This is a genomic window from Variovorax paradoxus, assembly GCF_029919115.1.
Lineage (GTDB): Bacteria > Pseudomonadota > Gammaproteobacteria > Burkholderiales > Burkholderiaceae_C > Variovorax > Variovorax paradoxus_O.
Window position 1 is genome coordinate 1,156,170 of the sequence record NZ_CP123990.1, and the last position, 21,469, is coordinate 1,177,638.

The 21,469-nt window shown below is 64.2% G+C and carries 20 protein-coding genes; 17 read left to right on the forward strand and 3 right to left on the reverse strand.

The features are described from left to right. Positions 1 to 9: 9 nt before the first annotated feature. Entirely contained in the window at positions 10 to 1,266 is a 1,257-nt protein-coding gene (locus tag QHG62_RS05610; protein WP_281149872.1) for a hypothetical protein, read from the reverse strand. Between the two features lie 343 nt (positions 1,267 to 1,609). Here QHG62_RS05610 and QHG62_RS05615 point away from each other — a divergent pair, with 343 nt between their 5' ends. The 12 genes from QHG62_RS05615 to ntrC all read left to right on the forward strand — a co-directional run bounded on the left by QHG62_RS05615 (position 1,610) and on the right by ntrC (position 15,267). Further along, a complete protein-coding gene (locus QHG62_RS05615; protein ID WP_281149873.1) occupies positions 1,610 to 3,205 on the forward strand; it encodes a class I SAM-dependent methyltransferase in 1,596 nt (531 codons plus the stop codon). Positions 3,206 to 3,258: 53 nt separating this feature from the next. Beyond that, a complete protein-coding gene (gene ggt / locus QHG62_RS05620; RefSeq protein ID WP_281149874.1) occupies positions 3,259 to 4,995 on the forward strand; it encodes a gamma-glutamyltransferase in 1,737 nt (578 codons plus the stop codon). 55 nt (positions 4,996 to 5,050) lie between these two features. Beyond that, entirely contained in the window at positions 5,051 to 5,785 is a 735-nt protein-coding gene (locus tag QHG62_RS05625; RefSeq protein WP_281149875.1) for a pseudouridine synthase, read from the forward strand. A gap of 77 nt (positions 5,786 to 5,862) precedes the next feature. Continuing rightward, complete coding sequence (locus tag QHG62_RS05630; RefSeq protein ID WP_281149877.1) at positions 5,863 to 6,870, forward strand: YncE family protein; 1,008 nt, start codon at positions 5,863 to 5,865, stop codon at positions 6,868 to 6,870. Continuing rightward, positions 6,854 to 7,693 carry a polysaccharide deacetylase family protein gene (locus QHG62_RS05635; protein WP_281149878.1) on the forward strand — a complete coding sequence of 280 codons (840 nt, stop codon included), beginning with the start codon at positions 6,854 to 6,856 and terminating at the stop codon, positions 7,691 to 7,693. The genes QHG62_RS05630 and QHG62_RS05635 overlap by 17 nt, the downstream gene beginning before the upstream one ends. 10 nt (positions 7,694 to 7,703) lie before the next feature. Next, the gene (locus QHG62_RS05640) at positions 7,704 to 8,678 is read left to right on the forward strand and encodes a sterol desaturase family protein (RefSeq protein WP_281149879.1); all 975 of its coding nucleotides are present in this window, start codon (positions 7,704 to 7,706) and stop codon (positions 8,676 to 8,678) included. A 38-nt stretch (positions 8,679 to 8,716) separates the two neighbouring features. Next, entirely contained in the window at positions 8,717 to 9,598 is an 882-nt protein-coding gene (locus QHG62_RS05645) for an EI24 domain-containing protein (RefSeq protein ID WP_281149880.1), read from the forward strand. Further along, positions 9,595 to 10,395, forward strand: a complete 801-nt coding sequence (locus QHG62_RS05650; protein ID WP_281149881.1) for a competence/damage-inducible protein A — start codon at positions 9,595 to 9,597, stop codon at positions 10,393 to 10,395. The genes QHG62_RS05645 and QHG62_RS05650 overlap by 4 nt, the downstream gene beginning before the upstream one ends. A 146-nt stretch (positions 10,396 to 10,541) precedes the next feature. Next, the gene (gene glnA, locus QHG62_RS05655; protein ID WP_126747480.1) at positions 10,542 to 11,957 is read left to right on the forward strand and encodes a type I glutamate--ammonia ligase; all 1,416 of its coding nucleotides are present in this window, start codon (positions 10,542 to 10,544) and stop codon (positions 11,955 to 11,957) included. Positions 11,958 to 12,100: 143 nt separating this feature from the next. Continuing rightward, complete coding sequence (locus QHG62_RS05660; RefSeq protein ID WP_281149882.1) at positions 12,101 to 12,613, forward strand: hypothetical protein; 513 nt, start codon at positions 12,101 to 12,103, stop codon at positions 12,611 to 12,613. Positions 12,614 to 12,628: 15 nt separating this feature from the next. Further along, a complete protein-coding gene (glnL, locus tag QHG62_RS05665) occupies positions 12,629 to 13,708 on the forward strand; it encodes a nitrogen regulation protein NR(II) (RefSeq protein WP_021006375.1) in 1,080 nt (359 codons plus the stop codon). Positions 13,709 to 13,731: 23 nt separating this feature from the next. After that, positions 13,732 to 15,267 carry a nitrogen regulation protein NR(I) gene (ntrC, locus tag QHG62_RS05670; RefSeq protein ID WP_281149883.1) on the forward strand — a complete coding sequence of 512 codons (1,536 nt, stop codon included), beginning with the start codon at positions 13,732 to 13,734 and terminating at the stop codon, positions 15,265 to 15,267. A 21-nt stretch (positions 15,268 to 15,288) separates the two neighbouring features. Here the strand turns inward: ntrC and QHG62_RS05675 are convergent, their stop codons facing one another. Both QHG62_RS05675 and xth read right to left on the reverse strand, forming a co-directional pair. Then, positions 15,289 to 15,795, reverse strand: a complete 507-nt coding sequence (locus tag QHG62_RS05675) for a hypothetical protein (RefSeq protein ID WP_281149884.1) — start codon at positions 15,793 to 15,795, stop codon at positions 15,289 to 15,291. Between the two features lie 2 nt (positions 15,796 to 15,797). Continuing rightward, the gene (gene xth / locus QHG62_RS05680; protein ID WP_281149885.1) at positions 15,798 to 16,586 is read right to left on the reverse strand and encodes an exodeoxyribonuclease III; all 789 of its coding nucleotides are present in this window, start codon (positions 16,584 to 16,586) and stop codon (positions 15,798 to 15,800) included. Between the two features lie 195 nt (positions 16,587 to 16,781). Here xth and QHG62_RS05685 point away from each other — a divergent pair, with 195 nt between their 5' ends. From QHG62_RS05685 to QHG62_RS05705, 5 genes are all read left to right on the forward strand, one after another. Next, the gene (locus QHG62_RS05685) at positions 16,782 to 16,961 is read left to right on the forward strand and encodes a DUF3606 domain-containing protein (RefSeq protein ID WP_281149886.1); all 180 of its coding nucleotides are present in this window, start codon (positions 16,782 to 16,784) and stop codon (positions 16,959 to 16,961) included. 46 nt (positions 16,962 to 17,007) lie between these two features. Continuing rightward, positions 17,008 to 17,931 carry a cation diffusion facilitator family transporter gene (locus QHG62_RS05690; RefSeq protein ID WP_281149887.1) on the forward strand — a complete coding sequence of 308 codons (924 nt, stop codon included), beginning with the start codon at positions 17,008 to 17,010 and terminating at the stop codon, positions 17,929 to 17,931. A 128-nt stretch (positions 17,932 to 18,059) separates the two neighbouring features. Continuing rightward, positions 18,060 to 18,248, forward strand: coding sequence for a hypothetical protein (locus QHG62_RS05695; protein WP_281149888.1), 189 nt, complete (start codon positions 18,060 to 18,062; stop codon positions 18,246 to 18,248). Between the two features lie 183 nt (positions 18,249 to 18,431). After that, complete coding sequence (locus tag QHG62_RS05700) at positions 18,432 to 19,928, forward strand: ATPase domain-containing protein (RefSeq protein ID WP_281149889.1); 1,497 nt, start codon at positions 18,432 to 18,434, stop codon at positions 19,926 to 19,928. Further along, on the forward strand, positions 19,925 to 21,463 hold the full coding sequence (locus tag QHG62_RS05705) for a hybrid sensor histidine kinase/response regulator (protein ID WP_281149890.1): 1,539 nt from the start codon (positions 19,925 to 19,927) through the stop codon (positions 21,461 to 21,463). Before QHG62_RS05700 ends, QHG62_RS05705 begins: the two co-directional genes overlap by 4 nt. The last annotated feature ends 6 nt before the right edge of the window (positions 21,464 to 21,469 follow it).

Sequence of the window (21,469 nt, forward strand, 5' to 3'; positions counted from 1 at the left end):
GTAAGCTATTTACGTAGAGAGCAATGCTTTGGCTAGCTCTGCTATCTCAGCCGGAGCTTCCTGCTGGCCTGTGAATGCTGCGCCTCGGTGGGTCATTGCCAGTTCCGTTTCACCGATGCACAGCACGTCGCAGAGGCTCGTCAGGCCGAGTAATTTGCTTCCTTTCACTGCTTTGACTTCGGGTAGCCACTGATCCTCAGGTGCTGCGCCATCATTCCAGTCTTCAATGCTTTGAAGTGCGTGCGAGTAAGTTAGAAAGAGTTCGAGGACTTCCGCTTCTCGATAGCGCCCTCCGGAGTGGTCCGTGCAGGTGATCGTGCACGGAGTTCCATCTTCGGCAAGATAAAAGGCGCCTACGCTTGCCAATGCTCTTGTGTCGGGGTGATTTCGGCCGCGGCGGATCAGCCAAATGCCGTTGGGCCCGCGCATCGACAAATGCGGCACTAGCCCAATCTGCCGAAGCTGCGGATCGCCGTCAAAACTATGCGTATTAGGGTTTGGGCGCCCCAGTCGGAGTAGGGTCCCCCCGCACCAGAGATTGTTGAGTCGGCCATGGTTGGTGCGCCAGACCCCATGCGGCTCAACCTTTCGCATCGCCCGCGTGAGTGGGGAGAGGAGCTGAAGAGTCTTTTTCCCTGCCATTTCATGGTCTATGACTCTGGCAACGCATTCTTCAGAACGCGTGAAATCCTCTTGGAGCATCGGCTCCAATGAGGAAAACGGGACAAAGCTCCATTCGACGATGCCTTTGCGCTTTAACTTCATCAGTTGCTCAAGCTGCTCAATGTGAGCGTCCAGCTGCTCGATCCGGAAGGGCAGCGCATCTATGGGCCGTTTCGCGCGGCCAGCAGTCGGATCAGGAGCAATCGACTCGATGGCGGCTTTCCAGTCGGATCCCGGCCCAGTCCAAATGAGCTTCGGATGCGGGAACTCGATCCCGGACGAATTCTTTGTCGGCGTGCCGGCGTAGCAACGCACAAATGCAGGGGAACAGGTCATGGCCTTCATCACCACGCGCTCTATGGGCTCGCCTCCCACAGTCTGCACCTCGATCACCAGATCTAAATCACCGCATTCGAGCGCCCCTCTGGCGTATGAGCCGACTACCCAAAGTCTCGTTGCGGTCGAAGTGGCGGAATCCTCGCGTTCAAAGAACCAGTGCTTGAAAGTGAGAGCGTGAGTGCTACAAGCGTCGAGCCGCTCGCAAATCCGGATCAGCTTCTTGGTGAACGTTGCTCTTGGGAAGCGCTTTTCGGTGGCGGCCATGGGGCTGAGTGGATGACGGGGAAGCCGCAATCCTAAACAGGCGATTCAGTGCGCCCCCATTTCGAAGATGCTGGTCCCTGCACACACCTTCCGCGATTCACTCGTTTTTCACACTTTTACCTGGGCGACTCTGGAGAGCCGCATATATAAAGGCCTCGCAGCCGGTCGCGTGGGGGTTCAAATCCCCCCAGCTCCACCATTCATCACGAAAACGCCAACCTTCGACAGGTTGGCTTTTTTTTGCCTGGGCGCAGGGCTATAGTCAGCGGGCGCTGGCGCGCCGCCACCGCCGCCTGTGCCTCGCAAACGGCAACATTGCCCGCTTCGACTCAAGAAAGACGCCGTGTCCGACTCACTGACTTCGACGCTCACCAGCTACTACGACGAGGTGCCTTATGAGTCGCATCCGTTCCCCCAAACCGCAATTGAACACCTGGAGGCGCTTGCCTTCCTGTTCGGTCTCGACGCCCCAAAGCCGGCCACCGCGCGCGTGCTCGAACTCGGATGTGCCGCCGGCGGCAACCTGATTCCGTTTGCAGCCCGCCATCCCGAAGCAAGCGCCCTGGGCCTGGACCTTTCGAAGGTGCAGGTGGAGCAGGGCGTCGGGGCCATCTCGCGCGCAGGGCTGTCGAACGTGGAGTTGCGGGCGTTCAACCTCGCGGACGTCGATGCTTCGTTCGGCCAGTTCGACTACATCGTCTGCCATGGCGTCTACAGCTGGGTACCGGGGCCGGTGCAAGAGGCGATCCTGCGCATCTGCTCGGAGAACCTGGCGCCAAACGGCGTGGCTTACGTCAGCTACAACGTATACCCGGGCTGGAAGGCGAGGGAGATCGTGCGCGACGCAATGATCCTGCGCGGCGGCCCACGCGACACGCCCGACGAAAAGCTGTCCTATGCGCGCGGCATGCTCGAATTTCTGGAGCAATCGGCCCGAGCCGACAGCGTCCTGAAGAAAACGCTCGAAGAGACGATGCCCATCGTGCGCGGCTCCAGCGGCTATTACCTGCTGCACGAATTTCTCGAGCCCTGCAACGCGCCCTGCTACTTCAAGGAGTTTGTGGCGCGTGCCGAGGCCAACGGCCTGAGCTACCTGGCGGATGCGGAGCCCTCCACGATGTTCGTCCAGAACTACGGAGAAAAGGTCCGTGAACCCTTGCTGCGCGAGTGCGGAGGCAGCCAGATTCTCATGGAGCAGTATCTCGACTTCCTGGTGAACCGCACCTTTCGCCAGACGCTGCTTGTGAAGCAGGGCCGTGCGGCAGATATCCGCTACCGGCTCGATCCCGCGCGTATCCAAAGCCTTGAATTCGCCGGCGTGTTCGCCGCCGAAGACGGTGCCCCGCTGACGCTCGATGCAAGCGAGCAATCTTGCAATGCACTGCGCAACCTGAAGGTCACGCTGCGCCTACCGGTGCACAAAGCCGCGGCGCAGATGCTCGATGCGCACTACCCCGCCAGCGTCCCGGCGGAGGCATTGGTCGGCTCCGTGGTTTCGGCCACGGGTGAGCCGCGCGCTTCGGTCGAACGGATCGTCATGTCGATGCTCGAGGAATTGCTGATCCTCGGCGCCGTTCGGATCCGGCGTGCGCCGGTGCGTGCCGCAACCCAGGTGTCCGCACTGCCGATGGCGTTGCCGTCCGTGCGCAACGCGCCCGGCCTGGCGTTGTCTGCCGGAAGCTCCGCCAGCGTCTGCAACCAGTGGCATGAATCCGTGGGTCTCTCCGCGCTGGAGCGCTGCCTTTTGCCGTTGCTCGACGGCGCGCATTCGCACGACATGCTGGCCGACTACCTCGCCGCAGAGGTGCGGGCCGACCGTTTGCGCTTCGTCCAGAATGACAAGCCGCTGACCGATCACTCCGCATTGAAGGAGTTTGCGCTGAAGCAAGTAGAGCTCGGCTTGAGGGACTTGCGGCGCAAGGCGCTGCTCGTTGCCTGATGGCCAGGCGATTGCCGTTTTCCAACCATCGAACTCAAGAAGGGACTTTCTTCATGCAGCAACTCCACTGGACCCCGGCATTGCGCGCCGCCGTAGCGGCCGCGCTCGTGCTCACGGGCGCAGGCGCCTCGCAGGCGGCCTCGCAGGCGCCCGTCGCGGCCGAACACGGCATGGTCGTGAGCGCGCAGCATCTCGCTACCAAGGTGGGTGTCGATGTTCTCAAGCGCGGCGGCAACGCCGTCGATGCGGCGGTGGCCGTGGGTTATGCACTGGCCGTGGTGTACCCGGCAGCTGGCAACCTCGGCGGCGGCGGCTTCATGACCGTGCAGCTGGCCGACGGACGCAAGACTTTTCTCGACTTCCGCGAGAAAGCACCCTTGGCCGCGACGGCCAACATGTACCTCGACAAGGACGGCAACGTCATCAAGGGCCTGAGCACCAACGGCCACTTGGCCGTGGGCGTGCCAGGCACGGTGTCGGGCATGGAATACGCGCGTGAGAAGTACGGCACCATGAAGCGCGCCGATCTCATCGCTCCCTCGATCCAGCTGGCCGACAAGGGCTTTGCGCTGGAGCAGGGCGACATCGACATGCTGCGCACCTCGACCAACGACTTCAAGAAAGATCCGGTTTCCGGCGCCATCTTCCTGAACAAGGGCGAGCCCTTCGCGGTCGGCCAGAAGCTGGTGCAGAAAGACCTTGCCAAGACGCTGCGGGCAGTCAGCGCCAAGGGTGTAGACGGTTTCTACAAGGGCTGGGTGGGGCAGGCGATCGTGGCGTCCAGCCAAGCCGGCAAGGGCATCATCACCCAGGCCGACCTCGACCAATACAAGACGCGCGAACTGGCGCCGGTCGAATGCGACTACCGCGGCTACCGCGTGGTGTCCGCGCCGCCGCCAAGCTCGGGCGGCGTGATCATCTGTGAAATGCTCAACATCCTGGAGGGCTATCCGCTCAAGGACCTGGGCTTCCGCTCGGCCGAGGCGGTGCACTACCAGATCGAGGCCATGCGCCATGCCTATGTGGACCGCAACAGCTACCTGGGCGACCCGGACTTCGTGAAGAACCCGCTCGACCGCCTGCTCGATAAGGGCTACGCCGAGAAGATCCGCGCCGCCATCGACCCCAAGAAGGCCGGTGTCTCCAAGGACATCAAGCCCGGCGTTGCGCCGCACGAAGGCAGCAACACCACGCACTATTCCATTACCGACCAGCAGGGCAACGCGGTGTCGGTCACCTACACGCTCAACGACTGGTTCGGCGCCAAGGTGACGGCCGACAAGACCGGCGTGCTGCTGAACAACGAAATGGACGACTTCACCGCCAAGATCGGCGTGCCCAACATGTACGGCCTGGTGCAGGGTGAGGCCAATGCCATCGCCCCGGGCAAGCGTCCGCTGAGTTCGATGAGCCCCACCATCGTCTCGAAGGACGGCAAGCCGGTGTTCGTGGTCGGCACGCCGGGCGGCAGCCGCATCATCACGGCGGTGCTGCACACCATCCTGAATGTGGTCGACTACGGCATGAACGTGCAGGAGGCCGTCGATGCGCCACGTTTTCACCAGCAATGGCTGCCTGACGTCACCAACGTCGAGACTTTTGCCATCAGCCCCGACACCCGCAAGATCCTCACAGACATGGGCCACAACCTGGGCGTGCCGCAGCCGGCCAACCACCTTGCGGCAATCATCGTCGGCGCGCCGTCGCTGGGCGGCAAGCCGGTGGGCGCCAACCGTTTCTACGGCGCGAACGACCCGCGCCGCAACACCGGCCTCGCCGCCGGCTACTGATCCTGCAAACTCAGAGCGGTCGCGCCATGCCGGCGCGGCCGCTTTTTTCATTTCCATGCACCTGCAAGACATTCTCTATTCCCAAGGCTTTGGCACGCGGCGCGTGTGTGCGGGGCTCATCCAGCAAGGCCACGTGACCATCGGCGGCAAAACCGCCGACGACCCCTTCGACGACCTCGATCCTGAAGGCCTGCTTTTCACCGTGCAGGGCACCGAGTGGGCGTATCACGAGAAGGCCTACCTGATGCTGCACAAGCCGGCGGGGACCGAGTGCTCGCAAAAGCCCTCGACCTACCCGAGCATCTACACGCTGCTGCCGTCGCCGCTGCGCCTTCGGCCCAACAAGGGCGCCGTGCAAGGGGTGCAGGCCATCGGCCGGCTCGACCAGGACACGACCGGGCTGCTGTTGCTGACGGACGACGGCCAGTTCATCCACAAGATGGGCTCGCCCAAGCACCATGTTCCCAAGGTCTACGAGGTCACGGCCAAGCACCCGGTGGACGCGGCGCAGATCGAGAAACTGCTGGCCGGCGTGGTGCTCGACGACGACCCGAAGCCGGTGCGCGCCGCCGCCTGCGAATCGGACAGCCCGCTGCACCTGCGGCTGACGCTCACCGAGGGCAAATACCACCAGGTCAAGCGCATGCTGGCTGCCGTGGGTAACCGGGTCGAGGGGCTGCACCGGTCGCGCATCGGCCAACTGGCGCTGCCCGAAGACCTGGCACCCGGCCAATGGCGATGGCTGACCGCTGAACAAGTCGCGGCATTGCGTGCAAAAACAACGGTATAGCCCTCGCGAGCACTGCCGGTCAGCCGGCAGTAGGGTCTGGCCGTTGATAATCGAAAGCACTCTTTCGGAACTTTCCCTTGCGATTCCTTGCCCGACCGAACGGCCGCCTTGCGGCCTGCCTGTTTTCTTGCCTCACGGTCTGGGTGGCACAAGCCGCCGCCGCGGCGCCCGCAGAACCCCTGCCCATCTTCGTGCTCAATTCGCTCGACGCCAGCGTCAGCGTCATCAATCCGGCCGACTGGACTGAAAAGCAGCGCATTGCCACCGGCAAGGAGCCGCACCACATCTACATGACGCCCGACGAAAAGTCGGTCATCGTGGCCAATTCGGCGGGCGATTCCCTGACTTTCCTCAACCCGAGAACGGCCGAAGTGCAGCGCGTGGTCTACGGCATCATCGATCCGTACCAACTGCAGTTCTCGCGCGACATGAAGTGGTTCGTCACGGCTGCCAACCGGCTCAATCACGTCGACATCTACCGTTGGGACGGCAAGGACCTGAAGCTCGCCAAGCGCATTGCCACGGGCAAGACGCCCAGCCACATCTGGATCGACAACACCAGCACCGTCGCCTACGTGACCATGCAAGACAGCGACGAGCTCATCGCGGTCGACCTGCCGACACAAACCGTTCGCTGGCGCATGGCCACCGGCGCCATGCCGGCAGACATCTACGGCGCGCACAACGACAAGACCCTGCTCGTGGGCCTCACCGGCAGCGACGGCGTGCAGGTGTTCGACGTGGCGGGCGCCGAGCCGAAGCTGGTCGGCAAAATCCCGACCGGCAAAGGCGCCCACGCCTTTCGTTCGGCCGGCGACGGCAAGAGCGTCTTCGTGAGCAACCGCGTGGCCAACACCATCAGCCGGATCGACCTGGCAACGCTCAAGGTCAGCGCCACCTACGCCGTGCCGGGCGGTCCCGACTGCATGGACGTGTCTGCCGACGGCAAGACGCTGTATGTCACCTCGCGCTGGGCCAAGAAGCTCAGCGTGGTTGACCTGGAGAGCCAGAAGGTCGTGCGCCAGGTCAATGTCGGCCGTTCGCCGCACGGCGTCTGGACCCTCGCCCATGCGAAGAGAATCTGAGCGGTTGCCATCGGCAGGCCGCAAAAGCCGGCTCCGCAGCGTTTCCGGCGTGGTCTTCGCGGCCGCCTTTGCCGCCATCCCCGCGGCCTGGGCTCAAAGCGCATCTTGCGAAAAGCCCGTCTATCTGACCCTCGACACTGGCCACATGGGCATTGCACCGCTTGTGGCCGATGTGCTCAAGCGCCAGAACGTGCGCGTCACCTTCTTTGCCGCGGCCGAGCGCACGCAGACCGACGGCGACAGCCTCGACAGCCAGTGGGCGCCGTGGTGGAAGGCAAGGGCGGCCGAGGGCCACGAGTTTGCCTCGCACACCTACGACCACGCCTACTGGCGCGGAGACCTCAAGGGTGAGGCGACCAGCTTCCGCATCAAGCCGTCGGCGGGTGCATTCGCTGGCCGCGAGTTCACCTGGAGCGCGGCCGAATACTGCGCCAACATCAGCAAGGCTTCCGAGCGCCTGGCCCTCATTACCGGCAAGAAGCCGCTGCCGCTGTACCGTGCGCCGGGCGGCAAGACGTCGCCCCGGCTGCTGGCTGCGGCCAAGGCTTGCGGATTCGAGCATGTGGGTTGGTCGCCGGCCGGTTTTCTGGGCGACGAGCTGCCGAGCGAGACGTTCAGCAACGAAAAGCTCCTGGCCCAGGCGCTGGAGACCATCCGACCCGGCGACATCCTGCTTGCGCATCTGGGCATCTGGTCGCGCAAGGACCCCTGGGCGCCGGCCAATCTCGAGCCGCTGATCGTCGGTCTCAAGGCCAAGGGCTTCTGCTTCGAGACTCTGCGCCAGCATCCGCAATACCGCGCCTGGATCGCGTCCCACCCTTGAGGCAGTCGTCGTGATCGATTGGTTGACGGATACCTTTTCGGCGCTGCAGGGCTGGTTCTTCGAGACGCTGATCCAGCCGCTGGTGTTCGCGGTCGGCCTCGGCGGCTGGACCGAAGACGCCTTCACCGCCACCGGTTGGCTGCTGGTCGGGTTCATTCAGGTCGCGGTGTTGCTCGCGGTCATCGGGCCGCTGCAGCGCTGGCGCGCCGTCGAGCCGGTGACCGACCGCCGCGCAATCCGCATCGACGTGCTCTACACGCTGATCCACCGCCTGGGCCTGTTCCGGCTGGCCATGTTCTTCACGTTGGAGCCGTTCTTCGACGAAGCCATCGGAAGCCTGCGCATCGCCGGCTGGGGCACTTTTCATCTGGACGAAGTCTGGCCCGGCGTTACAGACGTGCCCTGGGTCGCATTCGCGATCTATCTCGTGGTGCTCGACTTCGTCGGCTACTGGATCCACCGCGGCCAGCACCAGCTCAACTGGTGGTGGGGCCTGCACTCGCTGCACCACTCCCAGCGCCAGATGACCATGTGGAGCGACGACCGCAACCACCTGCTGGACGACATCATCCACGACACCCTGATCGTCATCGTGGCCCAGCTCATCGGCGTGGCGCCCGGCCAGTTCATTGCGTTCGTGGCCTTCACCCAACTGAGCGAAAGCCTGCAGCACGCCAACCTGAGGCTGGGTTTCGGCGCCATCGGCGAACGGCTGTGGATCAGCCCGCGCTTTCACCGGCTGCACCACAGCATCGGTCTCGGGCACGAGTCGCGCGGAGCCCACACGCTGGGCGGCCACAACTTCGGCGTGCTGCTGCCCTGGTGGGACATGCTTTTTCGCACCGCCAACTTCGAGAATCGCTACGACCCGACCGGCATCCGCGACCAGGTCGAGCCCGGTGCCGATGGCCAGGTGCGCAACTACGGCAGCGGCTTCTGGGCCCAGCAGTGGCTTGGCCTGAAGCGAATGGTCGGCCGCGGCTGAGCGCCGGGCCGATCCCGGGCGGTTATCCTTCGCATCCAATGCGCCTGCTCCTCGATTCCTTCTGGCGCGCGGTTGCATATTGCATGCTGCCGCGCGTGATCGTCCTGTCGCTGCTGCCCCTGGGCCTGATGGTGCTGCTGGCTGCAGGATTCGGCTATTTCTATTGGGATGCAGCAGTGGCCTGGACTCGCGAGGCGCTCGACGCCTGGCCTCTGCTTTCCAGCTTCTGGGGCTGGATCAGCCGACTTTTTTCAGGCGACGTCACGGCCATGCTGGCGCCGCTCGTGGTGGTGTTTGCCGCCACGCCGCTCATCGTGGTGGTTTCGCTGCTGATCGTGGCCGGCCTCATGGCCGCCCCGCTGACCGCTCTGGTGGCGCGCCGCCGCTTTCCGATGCTCGAGCGAAAGAAGGGCGCGTCGTTTTTCGGCAGCATGGCGCGTTCGCTCGGCCTTACCGTGCTGGCGCTGATAGCGCTGGTGGTGTCGATGCCGCTCTGGCTCATTCCGCCGCTGGTGCTCATCCTGCCGCCGCTGATCTGGGGCTGGCTTACCTACCGCGTGATGAGCTTCGACGCGCTGGCCGAACACGCAAGCCCCGAAGAACGGGCCACGCTCCTGCGCGCGCACCGGCTGCCGCTGCTGTGCATCGGCGTGCTCTGCGGCTACCTGGGCGCCGCGCCGAGCATCGTCTGGGCCTCGGGCCTGCTGTTTGCCGCCGCCTTCTTTGTGCTGGTGCCGCTCGCAATCTGGATCTACACGCTGGTATTCGCCTTTTCGTCGCTCTGGTTTGGCCATTACTGCCTCGACGCGCTGGCGCAATTGCGTGCCCAGCGCGCCGCCGCGGCTGCTTCATCCTCCGGCGGCTCGCCGGCCGTCGAAGCCGACCAGCAGGCCATTCTTTCTCAATGGAAATCCCCATGACCCGCGCATTCGGCCTGATCGTTGTCGGCGACGAAATTCTCTCGGGCAAGCGTGCCGACAAGCACATGCCAAAGGTGATCGAGCTGCTCGCAGCCCGCGGCCTGCAGCTCGGCTGGGCCGAATACGTCGGCGACGAGCCCACGCGCATCACGGCCGCGCTCAGCCGGGCCTTTGCCTCTGGCGACATCGTTTTTTCGACCGGCGGCATCGGCGCCACGCCGGACGACCACACGCGCCAGTGCGCCGCGCAGGCGCTGCGGGTGCCGCTCGAGTTGCACCCGGAAGCAGAGCTGCTGATTCGCGAACGCATGCAGGACACCGCGCGCGAGCAGGGCATTGCCTATGAGCCCGACCGGCCCGACAACATCCACCGCCTCAACATGGGCGTGTTCCCCAAGGGCGCGGCGATCATCCGCAACCCGTACAACAAGATTCCGGGCTTCAGCGTCGACCATGTTCATTTCGTGCCGGGCTTTCCCGTCATGGCCTGGCCGATGATCGAATCCGTGCTCGACAACCGCTACGCCGACATGTTCACAAGCGGCCAGTCGGCTGAAAAATCGGTCATTGTCTTTGGTGCAATGGAAGCGACGCTCACGCCCCTCATGCAAGCCATCGAGGCCACGCACGCGGGCATCAAGGTGTTCAGCCTGCCCAGCGTCGACCATCCGCAATACGGCCGCCACATCGAATTGGGCGTCAAAGGCGCGCCGAGCCTCCTGGATGCCGCCTATTCCCAGCTGATCGAAGGGCTGCACGCCTTTGATGCGAAGCTTGGCCCCGAATTGGTGCGATAAAACCATCGGCACCAATTTGGTGATTTTTCGCCTTTTTTTGGGGTTTGTACCCGTCGCCAGAGGCTCCCCGCAAGGGGCGACAATGGCACAGAAACTGCATCCCCCGTCCCTGTATTCCTAACCACCATCCAACTCAGGAGAAACTGATGGCAAAGACCGTCGCCGATGTACTCAAGCTCGTCAAGGAAAACGAGGTCAAGTTCATCGACTTCCGCTTCACCGACACCCGCGGCAAAGAGCAGCACGTGACCGTGCCTGTTTCGGCATTCGATGAAGACAAATTCACCTCGGGCCATGCGTTCGACGGCTCGTCCATTGCCGGCTGGAAGGGAATCGAAGCTTCGGACATGCAGCTCATGCCCGACCCGAACACCGCCAATATCGACCCCTTCTTCGAAGAAACGACGCTGATCCTGACCTGCGACGTGATCGACCCCGCCGACGGCAAGGCCTACGAGCGCGACCCGCGTTCGCTCGCCAAGCGCGCCGAGGCGTACATGAAGGCTTCGGGCCTGGGCGACACCGCCTACTTCGGTCCGGAACCCGAATTCTTCGTGTTCGACGGCGTCCGCTGGAAGAACGACATGTCGGGCTGCTTCGTCAAGATCGAGTCCGAAGAAGCCTCGTGGAACACCGACAAGGAATACGAGCACGGCAACACCGGCCATCGCCCGGCAGTCAAGGGCGGCTACTTCCCGGTTCCCCCGGTCGACAGCTTCCAGGACATGCGCTCTGAAATGTGCCTGGTGCTCGAATCGCTCGGCATTCCGGTCGAAGTGCATCACCATGAAGTGGCCAACGCCGGCCAGATGGAACTCGGCACCAAGTTCAGCACGCTGGTTCAGCGCGCCGACTGGGTCCAACTGCAGAAGTACGTGATCCACAACGTGGCCCACGCCTACGGCAAGACCGCCACCTTCATGCCCAAGCCCATCGTCGGCGACAACGGCTCCGGCATGCACGTGCACCAGTCGGTCTGGAAGGACGGCAAGAACCTGTTCGCCGGCGACGGCTATGCGGGCCTGTCGGACTTCGCGCTGCACTACATCGGCGGCATCATCAAGCACGCACGTGCCCTGAACGCCATCACGAACCCCGGCACCAACAGCTACAAGCGCCTGGTGCCCGGCTTCGAAGCACCGGTGAAGCTGGCCTACTCGGCCAAGAACCGCTCGGCCTCGATCCGCATTCCGTTCGTGGCCAACCCGAAGGGCCGCCGCGTCGAAGCGCGCTTCCCCGATCCGCTGATGAACCCGTACCTCGGCTTTGCTGCACTGCTGATGGCCGGCCTCGACGGCGTGGAAAACAAGATCCATCCGGGCGAAGCCGCCAGCAAGGACCTGTACCACCTGCCGCCGGAAGAAGACGCGCTGATCCCGACCGTGTGCCACAGCCTCGACCAGGCTCTGGAATACCTCGACAAGGACCGTGCGTTCCTGACCAAGGGCGGCGTGTTCACCGACGCGTACATCGATGCGTACATCGAACTGAAGATGCAGGAAGTCACGCGCTTCCGCATGGCGACCCATCCGGTCGAGTTCGACATGTACTACTCGCTCTAAATCGGCGGGCGCAAGCCCCTGACGGGTAAGTAAGACAGAAAGGACGGCTTCGGCCGTCCTTTTTCATTGACGCGGAACATCTTGTCACCGATGGAGTCGAATTGCAGGAAAATGCGCCTTTGTCGCGGCATCCACCGATTCACATGAAGACTGCTTCCCTCATTTTTCTGGCTGGTTCATTGTTGGCCCTCGCCCTGCCTGCCTCGTCGCAGGAGCGCGTGTGGCGTTGCGGCAATGAATACACCAACAACTCGACGATTGCCCAGCAAAAAGGCTGCAAGGTCATGGAAGGGGGCAACGTCACCGTCGTGCAGGGCTCCGGAATGCCGGCGCCCAAGTCTTCGGGTGGCGGCGGTGGTTCCTCGGCCGCACGTGCGCCGGCCGGCAGCCCCCGCGTGGAAGGCGTCGACCAGCGCGCCCGCGACGGCGAGGCCCGTTCGGTGCTCGAAGCCGAGCTCAAGAAGGCCGAAGCCCGCCAGGCGGAGCTCCAGAAGGAATACAACAACGGCGAGCCCGAAAAGCAGGGCAGCGAAGGCCGCAACTACCAGAAGTACCTCGACCGCGTGGCCGAAATGAAAGCCGAACTCGCGCGCAACGAGAGCGACATAGCGGGCATTCGCCGCGAACTTGGCCGCCTGCCGGCCAGGCAGCAGTAGTCAACAGGACGATCAATGGCATTTGGGAAGAAGGCGGCCGGCGCCACTCCGCGCTTTCAGTCCTTCGACCTGCTCTCCACGCTGATTGCGGTGGTCAGCACCAATGGTTCGGTGCTGTTTGCCAATGCGGCGCTCGAAGACGCGCTGGGCACGTCGCGCCGCACGCTCGAAGGTTCGCAGTTCGGGGCGTGCTTTCATGAACCGCACGTGCTGCGCACCGCCATCGACGGCGCGCGCAGCAACGACTTTGCCACGCTGCGCTACGAGGCCTTCCTGCGCCGCGTGAACCATGAACTGATGCCGGTGCAGGTCACGCTTGCGCAGGGCGACAAGCAGGGCGAGCTCATCATCGAGATGTCGCCGCTCGAGCAGCAGGTTCGGCAAGACCGCGAAGAACGCCTGCTCGACCAGGCGCAGGCCAACAAGGAGCTCATTCGCAACCTTGCGCACGAGATCAAGAACCCGCTCGGCGGTATTCGCGGCGCGGCGCAGTTGCTGCAGATGGAGGTCGAGTCGCGCGATCTCATCGAGTACACGCAAGTCATCATCCATGAAGCCGACCGGCTGCAAACGCTGGTCGACCGGCTGCTGGCACCTCACCGGCGCCCGCACGTGGTGGGCGACGTCAACATCCACGAAGTGTGCGAGCGCGTGCGATCGGTCATTCTTGCGGAGTTCCCGCGCGACCTGCACATCGAGCGCGACTTCGACGTCTCGATACCCGAATTTCGGGGCGACCGCGAACAACTCATCCAGGCCACGCTCAACATCGTGCACAACGCGGCGCAGGCCCTTGCCGAGCGCCGCGCAGCGGGAGACGCGCAGATCACTTTCAAGACGCGCATCGCCCGACAAGTGATATTCAACAAGCAGTGGTATCGATTGGCACTGGAATTGCATGTCATCGACAACGGACCGGGTGTGCCGGACACGATCAAGGACCGCATCTTCTATCCGCTCGTATCGGGCAGGGAAGGCGGGACAGGGCTTGGATTGACGCTCGCGCAAACTTTTGTGCAACAGCATCACGGCGTGATCGAGTGCGACAGTGTCCCGGGCCGAACCGATTTCAAGATATTGATTCCGCTGCCCTAGCAGCCACGGCAACAAGGAGATGCATGAAGCCGATCTGGATAGTTGATGACGACCAATCGATCCGCTTCGTGCTGGAGAAGGCCTTGTTGCGCGAAGACCTGCCCACGCGCAGCTTCACCAACACGCGCGAGGTGCTGGCCGCCCTCGAACTTGCCGCCGACGACGAACAGCAGGGCCCGCAGGTCCTGGTGAGCGACATCCGCATGCCCGGCGGCTCCGGGCTCGACCTGCTCGACAAGATCAAGGCCAAGCACCCCGGCCTGCCCGTCATCATCATGACGGCGTTCTCCGACCTCGACAGCGCCGTTTCGGCGTTCCAGGGCGGCGCCTTCGAATATCTGCCCAAGCCCTTCGACCTGCCGCGCGCCGTGGAGCTGATCCGCCGCGCCGTCGACGAAAGCCAGCGCGAGGAAGTGGCCGAAGAGCGCATGGTTGCCGCACCCGAAATGCTGGGCCAGGCACCTGCCATGCAGGACGTGTTCCGCGCCATCGGCCGGCTTTCACAGAGCAACGTCACGGTGCTCATCACGGGCGAATCGGGTTCGGGCAAGGAACTGGTGGCGCGTGCGCTGCACAAGCATTCGCCGCGCGCCAACGGGCCCTTCGTGGCCATCAACACCGCGGCCATTCCCAAGGACCTGCTCGAGAGTGAACTCTTCGGCCATGAGCGCGGCGCCTTCACCGGCGCGCAAACCATGCGGCGCGGCCGCTTCGAGCAGGCCGAGGGCGGCACGCTCTTTCTCGACGAAATCGGCGACATGCCTTTCGACCTGCAGACGCGCCTTTTGCGCGTTCTGAGCGACGGGCATTTCTACCGCGTGGGCGGCCACAACTCCGTGAAGGCCAATGTGCGCGTGATCGCAGCCACGCACCAGGACCTGGAGCAGCGCGTCAAGCTCGGCGGCTTCCGCGAAGACTTGTTCCACCGTCTCAACGTGATTCGCCTGCGCCTGCCGGCGCTGCGCGAGCGCGGCGAAGACGTGCCCGCACTCACGCGGCACTTTCTGCAGGTGAGCGCACGTCAGCTCGGCGTCGAGCCCAAGCGCATTTCCGATGCCGCATTGGCCAAGCTCGCCGCCTTCAGCTTCCCGGGCAACGTGCGCCAGCTCGAGAACATCTGCCATTGGCTCACCGTGATGGCGCCAGCCCAGCTCATCGAAGCCAAGGACCTGCCGCCCGAAGTCATGGCCGCTGGCGCCGGTGCGGAAGCCCACGCTGGCGAAGCTGCCGTTGCCGCAACCACGACCACCGCCCTGCAACCCGCGACGCTCCTCTCGCCCAGCCCGGAGCGCGAATCCGCTCCGGCGGGCGCCGCGCCAGAAGCCACCGAAGGCCTGGTGGGCGCCAGCAGTTGGGAGAGCGGCCTTGAAATGGAAGCGCAGGCGCTGCTGGCTGCCGGACGCACCGACGTGTGGGACGTGCTGTCGCGCCGCTTCGAGTCGCGGCTCATCCTCACCGCGCTGGCCAACACCCGCGGCCGCCGCATCGAAGCCGCCCAGAAGCTGGGCATCGGCCGCAACACCATCACCCGGAAAATCCAGGAACTCGGAATCGAGTAGAGCGGCCCCCGCCGGCCTTGGCTAACGGCTTCTTTGGCCCAGCGTCAGCGAGTCGAGCTGGAAGTTCCCGCTCTTGTCCCAAAGCCAGGTGTCCACATACGTGTGGCCACCCAGGCGTCCGGGGCTAGGCAACGGCGATGCCGCCTTGATGAGCTCCGCAATCTTGCCCGGCACTTCGGGCGCATGGCTCGGAACGCGGCTGAACGTGACATTGGTGACGTTGCCGCGGGCATCGAGTTCTGTTTCGACGACCACCACCGCGTACACCAGCGGGGGGATCTTTCCCTTGTAGATACGCTGCGCATAGGTCTTGTAGATCTGGCCCGCGCCGGTCTTGCGGTAGGCCCGCACCGCCGGCGTCTGCGCGGTGATCAGGCGCGTGGTTGGCACATTGGGCTTTGCGCCAGCTACTTCGTCTGTCGGGGAGGTGGGCGACTTGTCGTCGCCGGCCTTGTCGGCCGGTTTCAGGGCAGAGCAGGCAGCAAGCGTCAGGGCGGCGGCAACGGTTGCCAGGGTGCGCATGGTCATTTTCATCGGGTCCCTTGGTCGATATCGAGCACCACCGGTGCATGGTCGCTGGGCTTTTCCCACTTGCGCGGCACGCGGTCGATGATGCAACCCTTAACGTGCGGCACCAGCGGTTCGCTCACAAGAATGTGGTCGATGCGCAGGCCGCGGTTCTTCTGATAGCCGAGCATCCGGTAGTCCCACCACGAATAGCTCTTCTCGGGCTGTTCGAAAAGCCGGAAGCTGTCGACAAGGCCAAGCTGCAGCAGCGCCTTGAACTGCTCGCGCTCTTCGGTGGTGTGGTGGATGGTTTCCGCCAGTCCCACCGGGTCGTAGCTGTCGCGGTCTTCCGGCGTGATGTTGAAGTCGCCGAGCAGAACCAGGTTCGGATGCGCCGTCATTTCGGCGCGCAGCCATTCGCGCAACGCGCGCAGCCAGCCCATCTTGTATTCGAACTTGTCGGTGCCCGGCGCCTGGCCGTTCACGAAGTAGCCGTTCACCACGCGCAGCGGGCCCGCCGCGGTTTCGATGGTGGCTGCAATCACCCTCGACTGGTCGTCGGTGAAGCCGCCGATGTTCTTTGCCACATCGCGCATCGGTGCGAGGCTCAGGATGGCCACGCCGTTGTAGGTTTTCTGGCCGAACACCGCGCATTCATAACCTGCCGACTTGAGCACCTCGAGAGGAAACTTGTCGTCGCTCATCTTGAGCTCCTGCAGGCACAGCACGTCCACCGGGTTGGCAATCAGCCAGTCGAGCACATGCTGCAGGCGGGCGGTGAGGGAGTTGACGTTCCAGGTGGCTATTTTCATCAAACGCTATGTTGTTGGTTCGAGGGGGCACTCCTGCTGGAATGCGCGGGTCCGTCTTTGTACCCCACTCGCGGACCGCGGGCGGAGGATTCATCGGCGCGTGTAGAACTTGTCCTGCAAGAACCATGGAAGGCGACCGGCAAGGCATGGTTTTCCCTCGATGAAACTGCCGTCTCCAACAACCTGGAGAGCCCGATGCCGGACGATATGGAGATTCGCGTTCCGCAGAACGACGAGCACATCGACATCACGGACCTGAAAGAGGTCGACTATTGGACAAAGTGGTTCGGTGTCAGCGAGACCCGGCTGCGGTTGGCGGTTGCGTCCGCGGGCACCATCAAGGACGACCTGCGCGTCTACCTTGGCCTTCCCTGAAAAGCCCAGGGTAGCGGGCCGGGCCCCGGCCGCAACCCCTTGATGGATGGCTGAATCCAAGGTTGCCATCTACGGCGCGATCGGCGCCAACGTGGCTATTGCTGCGACCAAGTTCGTCGTCGCCGGCATCACCGGCAGCTCGGCCATGCTGTCCGAAGGTATCCACTCCGCGGTCGACACCTTCAACGGCGTGCTTCTGCTGGTGGGAATCAGGCTGAGCCAACGGCCCGCCACCCCCGAGCACCCCTTCGGCCACGGCAAGGAGCTGTATTTCTGGAGCCTGATCGTTGCGGTGCTCATCTTCGGGCTGGGCGGCGGGGTGTCTTTCTACGAGGGCATCCAGCACATCCGCCATCCGGAGCCGATGCGCGACCCCACCTGGAACTACGTGGTGCTCGCCCTGGCCTTTTTGTTCGAAGGCACCAGCTTCCTCATTGCGCTGCGGCAGTTCCGGGCGCAGGCCCGCGGCCGGCCTTTCTGGCGAGCGCTCGAGCAAAGCAAGGACCCCACCACCTATACCGTGCTGGCGGAGGACTCCGCGGCGCTCATGGGCCTGGCGGTGGCCGCGCTGGGCATCTACCTGAGCCACCGCCTCAAGCTGCCTCAGCTCGATGGCGCAGCCTCGGTGGTGATCGGCCTGCTGCTGGCCGGCGTGGCTGTGCTGCTGATCGGCCAGGCGCGGGGGCTTCTCATCGGCGAAGGCATTCGCCCCGAAACCGCGCGGGCCATCCGCAGCCTTGCCATGGCGCAGCCCAGCGTCAGCGACGTCGGCCATGTGCTGTCGATGTACATCGGCCCCGACGAGGTGCTGGCCATCGTCGACGTGAACTTCAAGGAAGGCACGGCCACGGGTGAAGCGGCCGAGGCCATCTCTGCCATCGAAAGGCAGGTGCGCGCGCGTTTCCCGATGATCCGGCGGCTTTTCATCGAGGCGAGCGAAGCGCCGGTAGACGCCGTTGCACGCGCCTGAGGTGCCGCGCGGGGTGGTTGGGGGCGAGGCGGGATCGTCGGCCTTGGCTGACCCGCGCTCACGTCTTTGCCTGAGCGCTTGGGCCCTGCGCTTGCGCCACTGTCGAGTCTCACCCAGGAGATAGCCGCATGAACACGCCAACACCGCCGCCGGCAGCGCGCCCGAAGCGCTCCCCGGACGAACCCGAGATCACGCAGGAAGAATCCGTACCCACCGACGGCAGCGACACCGAGGGTGAGGAGATGATGAAGAAGGTCGAGAACAAGAAGCTCGAAGACCCGGGTTCGGCCGAGCACAAGACGCCCGAAAAGTCCTGAGCGGCGGGAGCTTTGTCTTCTCACGAAAAAGGCGCCGCCCTACAGGGGAGGCTCTGCCCCCTAGCTAAAAATCATTCCTGCGGGCATTGGCTGCCCGGCCGGCGGAGTCATTTTTCCGCAGGCAGATCGCAAACAGACAACAGCGCAGAGAAGGACTGTCTGTCCATACGATGGAGGAAAAAAATGAAGATCGACGCCGCGACGGGGGCCATGCAGGAACGCCTGATAAAGATCGGCGTGCCCGGCCTCGACGATGTTCTTGGGGGCGGCCTCACGTCCAATCGCTTGTACCTGGTCGAGGGCACGCCGGGTGCGGGCAAGACCACCATCGCGCTTCAGTTCCTGATTGAAGGCGCGGCGCGCGGCGAATCGGTGATGTACGTCACCCTGTCCGAAACGGCGCATGAGCTCAGGGGCGTTGCCGATTCCCATGGCTGGGATCTGAGCGGCATCGAAGTGCGCGAAATGCTCCCTTCGGAAACCGCGCTGGAGCCCGACGAGCAGTACACGATGTTCCATCCCTCCGAGGTCGAACTCAGCGAGACGACGCTCCGAATCCTGTCGGACGTCGATGTGATCAAGCCCTCGCGCGTGGTGTTCGATTCGCTGTCCGAACTGCGCCTGCTGGCCGGCAGCTCGCTGCGATACAGGCGGCAGATCCTGGCGCTCAAACAGTTTTTTGCGGGTCGCCGGTGCACGGTGCTGCTGCTCGACGACATGACCGCCACCAAGCATGACCTGCAGGTGCAGAGCATCGCCCATGCCGTGCTGCGGCTCGAGCAGATCAGCTCCGACTACGGTGCCGCGCGCCGCAGGCTGGTCGTCAGCAAATACCGCGGCCAGCAATTTCGCGGCGGCTACCACGACTACCGCATCGAGCGCGGCGGCCTTCGCGTGTTTCCGCGCCTGGTGGCGGCCGAGCATTCCGCCGCGCTCACGCAGGTGCGTATTCCGAGCGGCATCGAGTCGCTCGACGCCTTGCTGGGCGGCGGCATCGAGCGGGGAACGAGCACGCTGTTCGTCGGCGCGCCGGGTACCGGCAAGTCGACTGTGGCGGTGCAGTTTGCGCTTGCCGCAGCGCAGCGCGGCGAATGCGCGGCGCTCTTCATCTTCGACGAGAGCATCAACACCTTGCGCACGCGCTGCGAAAGCATGGGAATGGACCTGGGGTCGCACATCGATGCCGGCCGCATCAAGGTGCGGCAGGTCGACCCGGCCGAACTGTCGCCCGGCGAGTTCGTGCACCTGATACGGCTGGCGGTGGTGGAATCCGGTGCGGCGGTGGTGGTGATCGACAGCCTGAACGGCTATCTCAACGCCATGCCGGATGAGCGGTTTCTGATTGCGCAGCTGCACGAGCTGCTCTCCTACCTGGGGCAGGCGGGCGTTGCAACGCTGCTTGTCGGCGCGCAGCACGGACTCATCGGCATGCAGATGCAGACACCCGTGGATGCAAGCTACCTGGCCGATGCCGTGGTGCTGCTTCGCTATTTCGAGCTCGACGGCGAAGTGCGCCAGGCGATTTCGGTGCTGAAGAAGCGCGGCGGGGCGCATGAGCGGAGCATCCGCGATTTCTCGATGACTGCGACGGGCCTGAAGATCGGCGAGCCGCTGCGCAACTTCAGGGGCATCCTGTCGGGCATTCCGATTCCGATCGACGGCGTGCAGCACGCATCGTGAGCGCAGCACCGGCACCCGTCGAGCAGCGCATCCTGTTGCGAACCGCGACCTCCAGGGACGCCCTCATGGCCAACGCCGTATTGGCTCGCGCCCAGATCGACACGCACTCGTGCGCCAACCTGGGCGACCTTGTGCGCGAACTGCAGCAAGGTGCGGGCGCGGTGATGCTGGCTGAAGAAGTGCTGGCCGACCCGGCCGCCGCCGCGCTGAACGAGGTGCTTGCCTCGCAGGCGCCGTGGTCCGACGTGCCGGTGCTCATACTTGCCCGCCAGGGAGCGGATTCGCGCGTGATTGCGGAGGCCATGGACAAGCTGGCGAACGTCACTGTCATCGAACGCCCGATGCGGGTGGCGTCGCTCATCAGTACGGTGCGAACGGCCCTGCGCGCACGCACCCGCCAATACCAGCTGCGCGACCTGCTCGACGGGCTGCGCGAAGCCGACCAGCGCAAGACCGAGTTCCTTGCAACGCTGGCGCACGAGCTGCGCAATCCGCTCGCGCCGATGAGCACCGCGCTCACCCTTTTGATGCGAAAGCCGCACGAGGCCGCGGAGGCCTTGCGCTACTACGAGCTCATGGGCCGGCAGATCGAGCACATGGTGCGGCTGGTGAACGACCTGATGGAAGTCTCGCGCATCACCCGCGGCAAGATCGAGCTGCGCATGGAGGCCGTGGCGCTCGAATCGGTCATCAAGGACGCGATCGAACTGAGCCGGCCGTTGCTGGAAGGCGCGAAGCACGAGCTGAGCACCGAACTCTGCGACGAGCCGCTGGTGGTGCGAGGCGACGGCGTACGCCTGACGCAGGTCTTTTCAAACCTGCTCAACAACGCCGCCAAGTACACGGCGCCGGGCGGCAGGATCAGGATCGTTCTGCGCAAGGAGAGCCGCCATGCCGTGGTCGAGGTGTGGGACAACGGCACCGGCATTGCACCGGAAATGCTCAAGTCGATTTTCGAGATGTTCGTGCAGGTCAGCGGCACCTCCAAGGCGGCGCAAGGCGGGCTGGGCATCGGGCTCACCCTGGTGAAGAGCCTTGTCGAGCTGCATGGCGGGAGCGTGGAGGCCACCAGTGCGGGCCTTGGCCGGGGCGCGATGTTCTGCGTGCGCCTGCCGCTCACGCGCATCGATGCAGGCATGGCGAAACCGCAGGCGAGGGCTGTCGCAGGCTGGCCGTCATCCTTGCCGAACACCGTGCTGATCGTCGATGACAACCGCGATGCGGCCGACGCATTGAGCGACCTGCTGCAATCGCTCGGCGCCTCGACCCACGTGGCCTACAGCGGCGATGCAGCGCTGAGCGCGGTGGCCGACGGCGTGCTGCCCGGACTCGCGATCCTGGACATCGGCATGCCGGGCATGGACGGCTGCGAGCTGGCCATCAAGCTGCGCGCCAACCCGGCCCTGAAGGGGTTGATCCTTGTCGCACTGACGGGCTGGGGCCAGCAAGGCGACAAGGACCGCATTGCCATGGCGGGGTTCGACCATCACCTGCTCAAGCCGCTCGACCTGGCGGCGCTGTTTTCTGTTCTGTAGCACCGC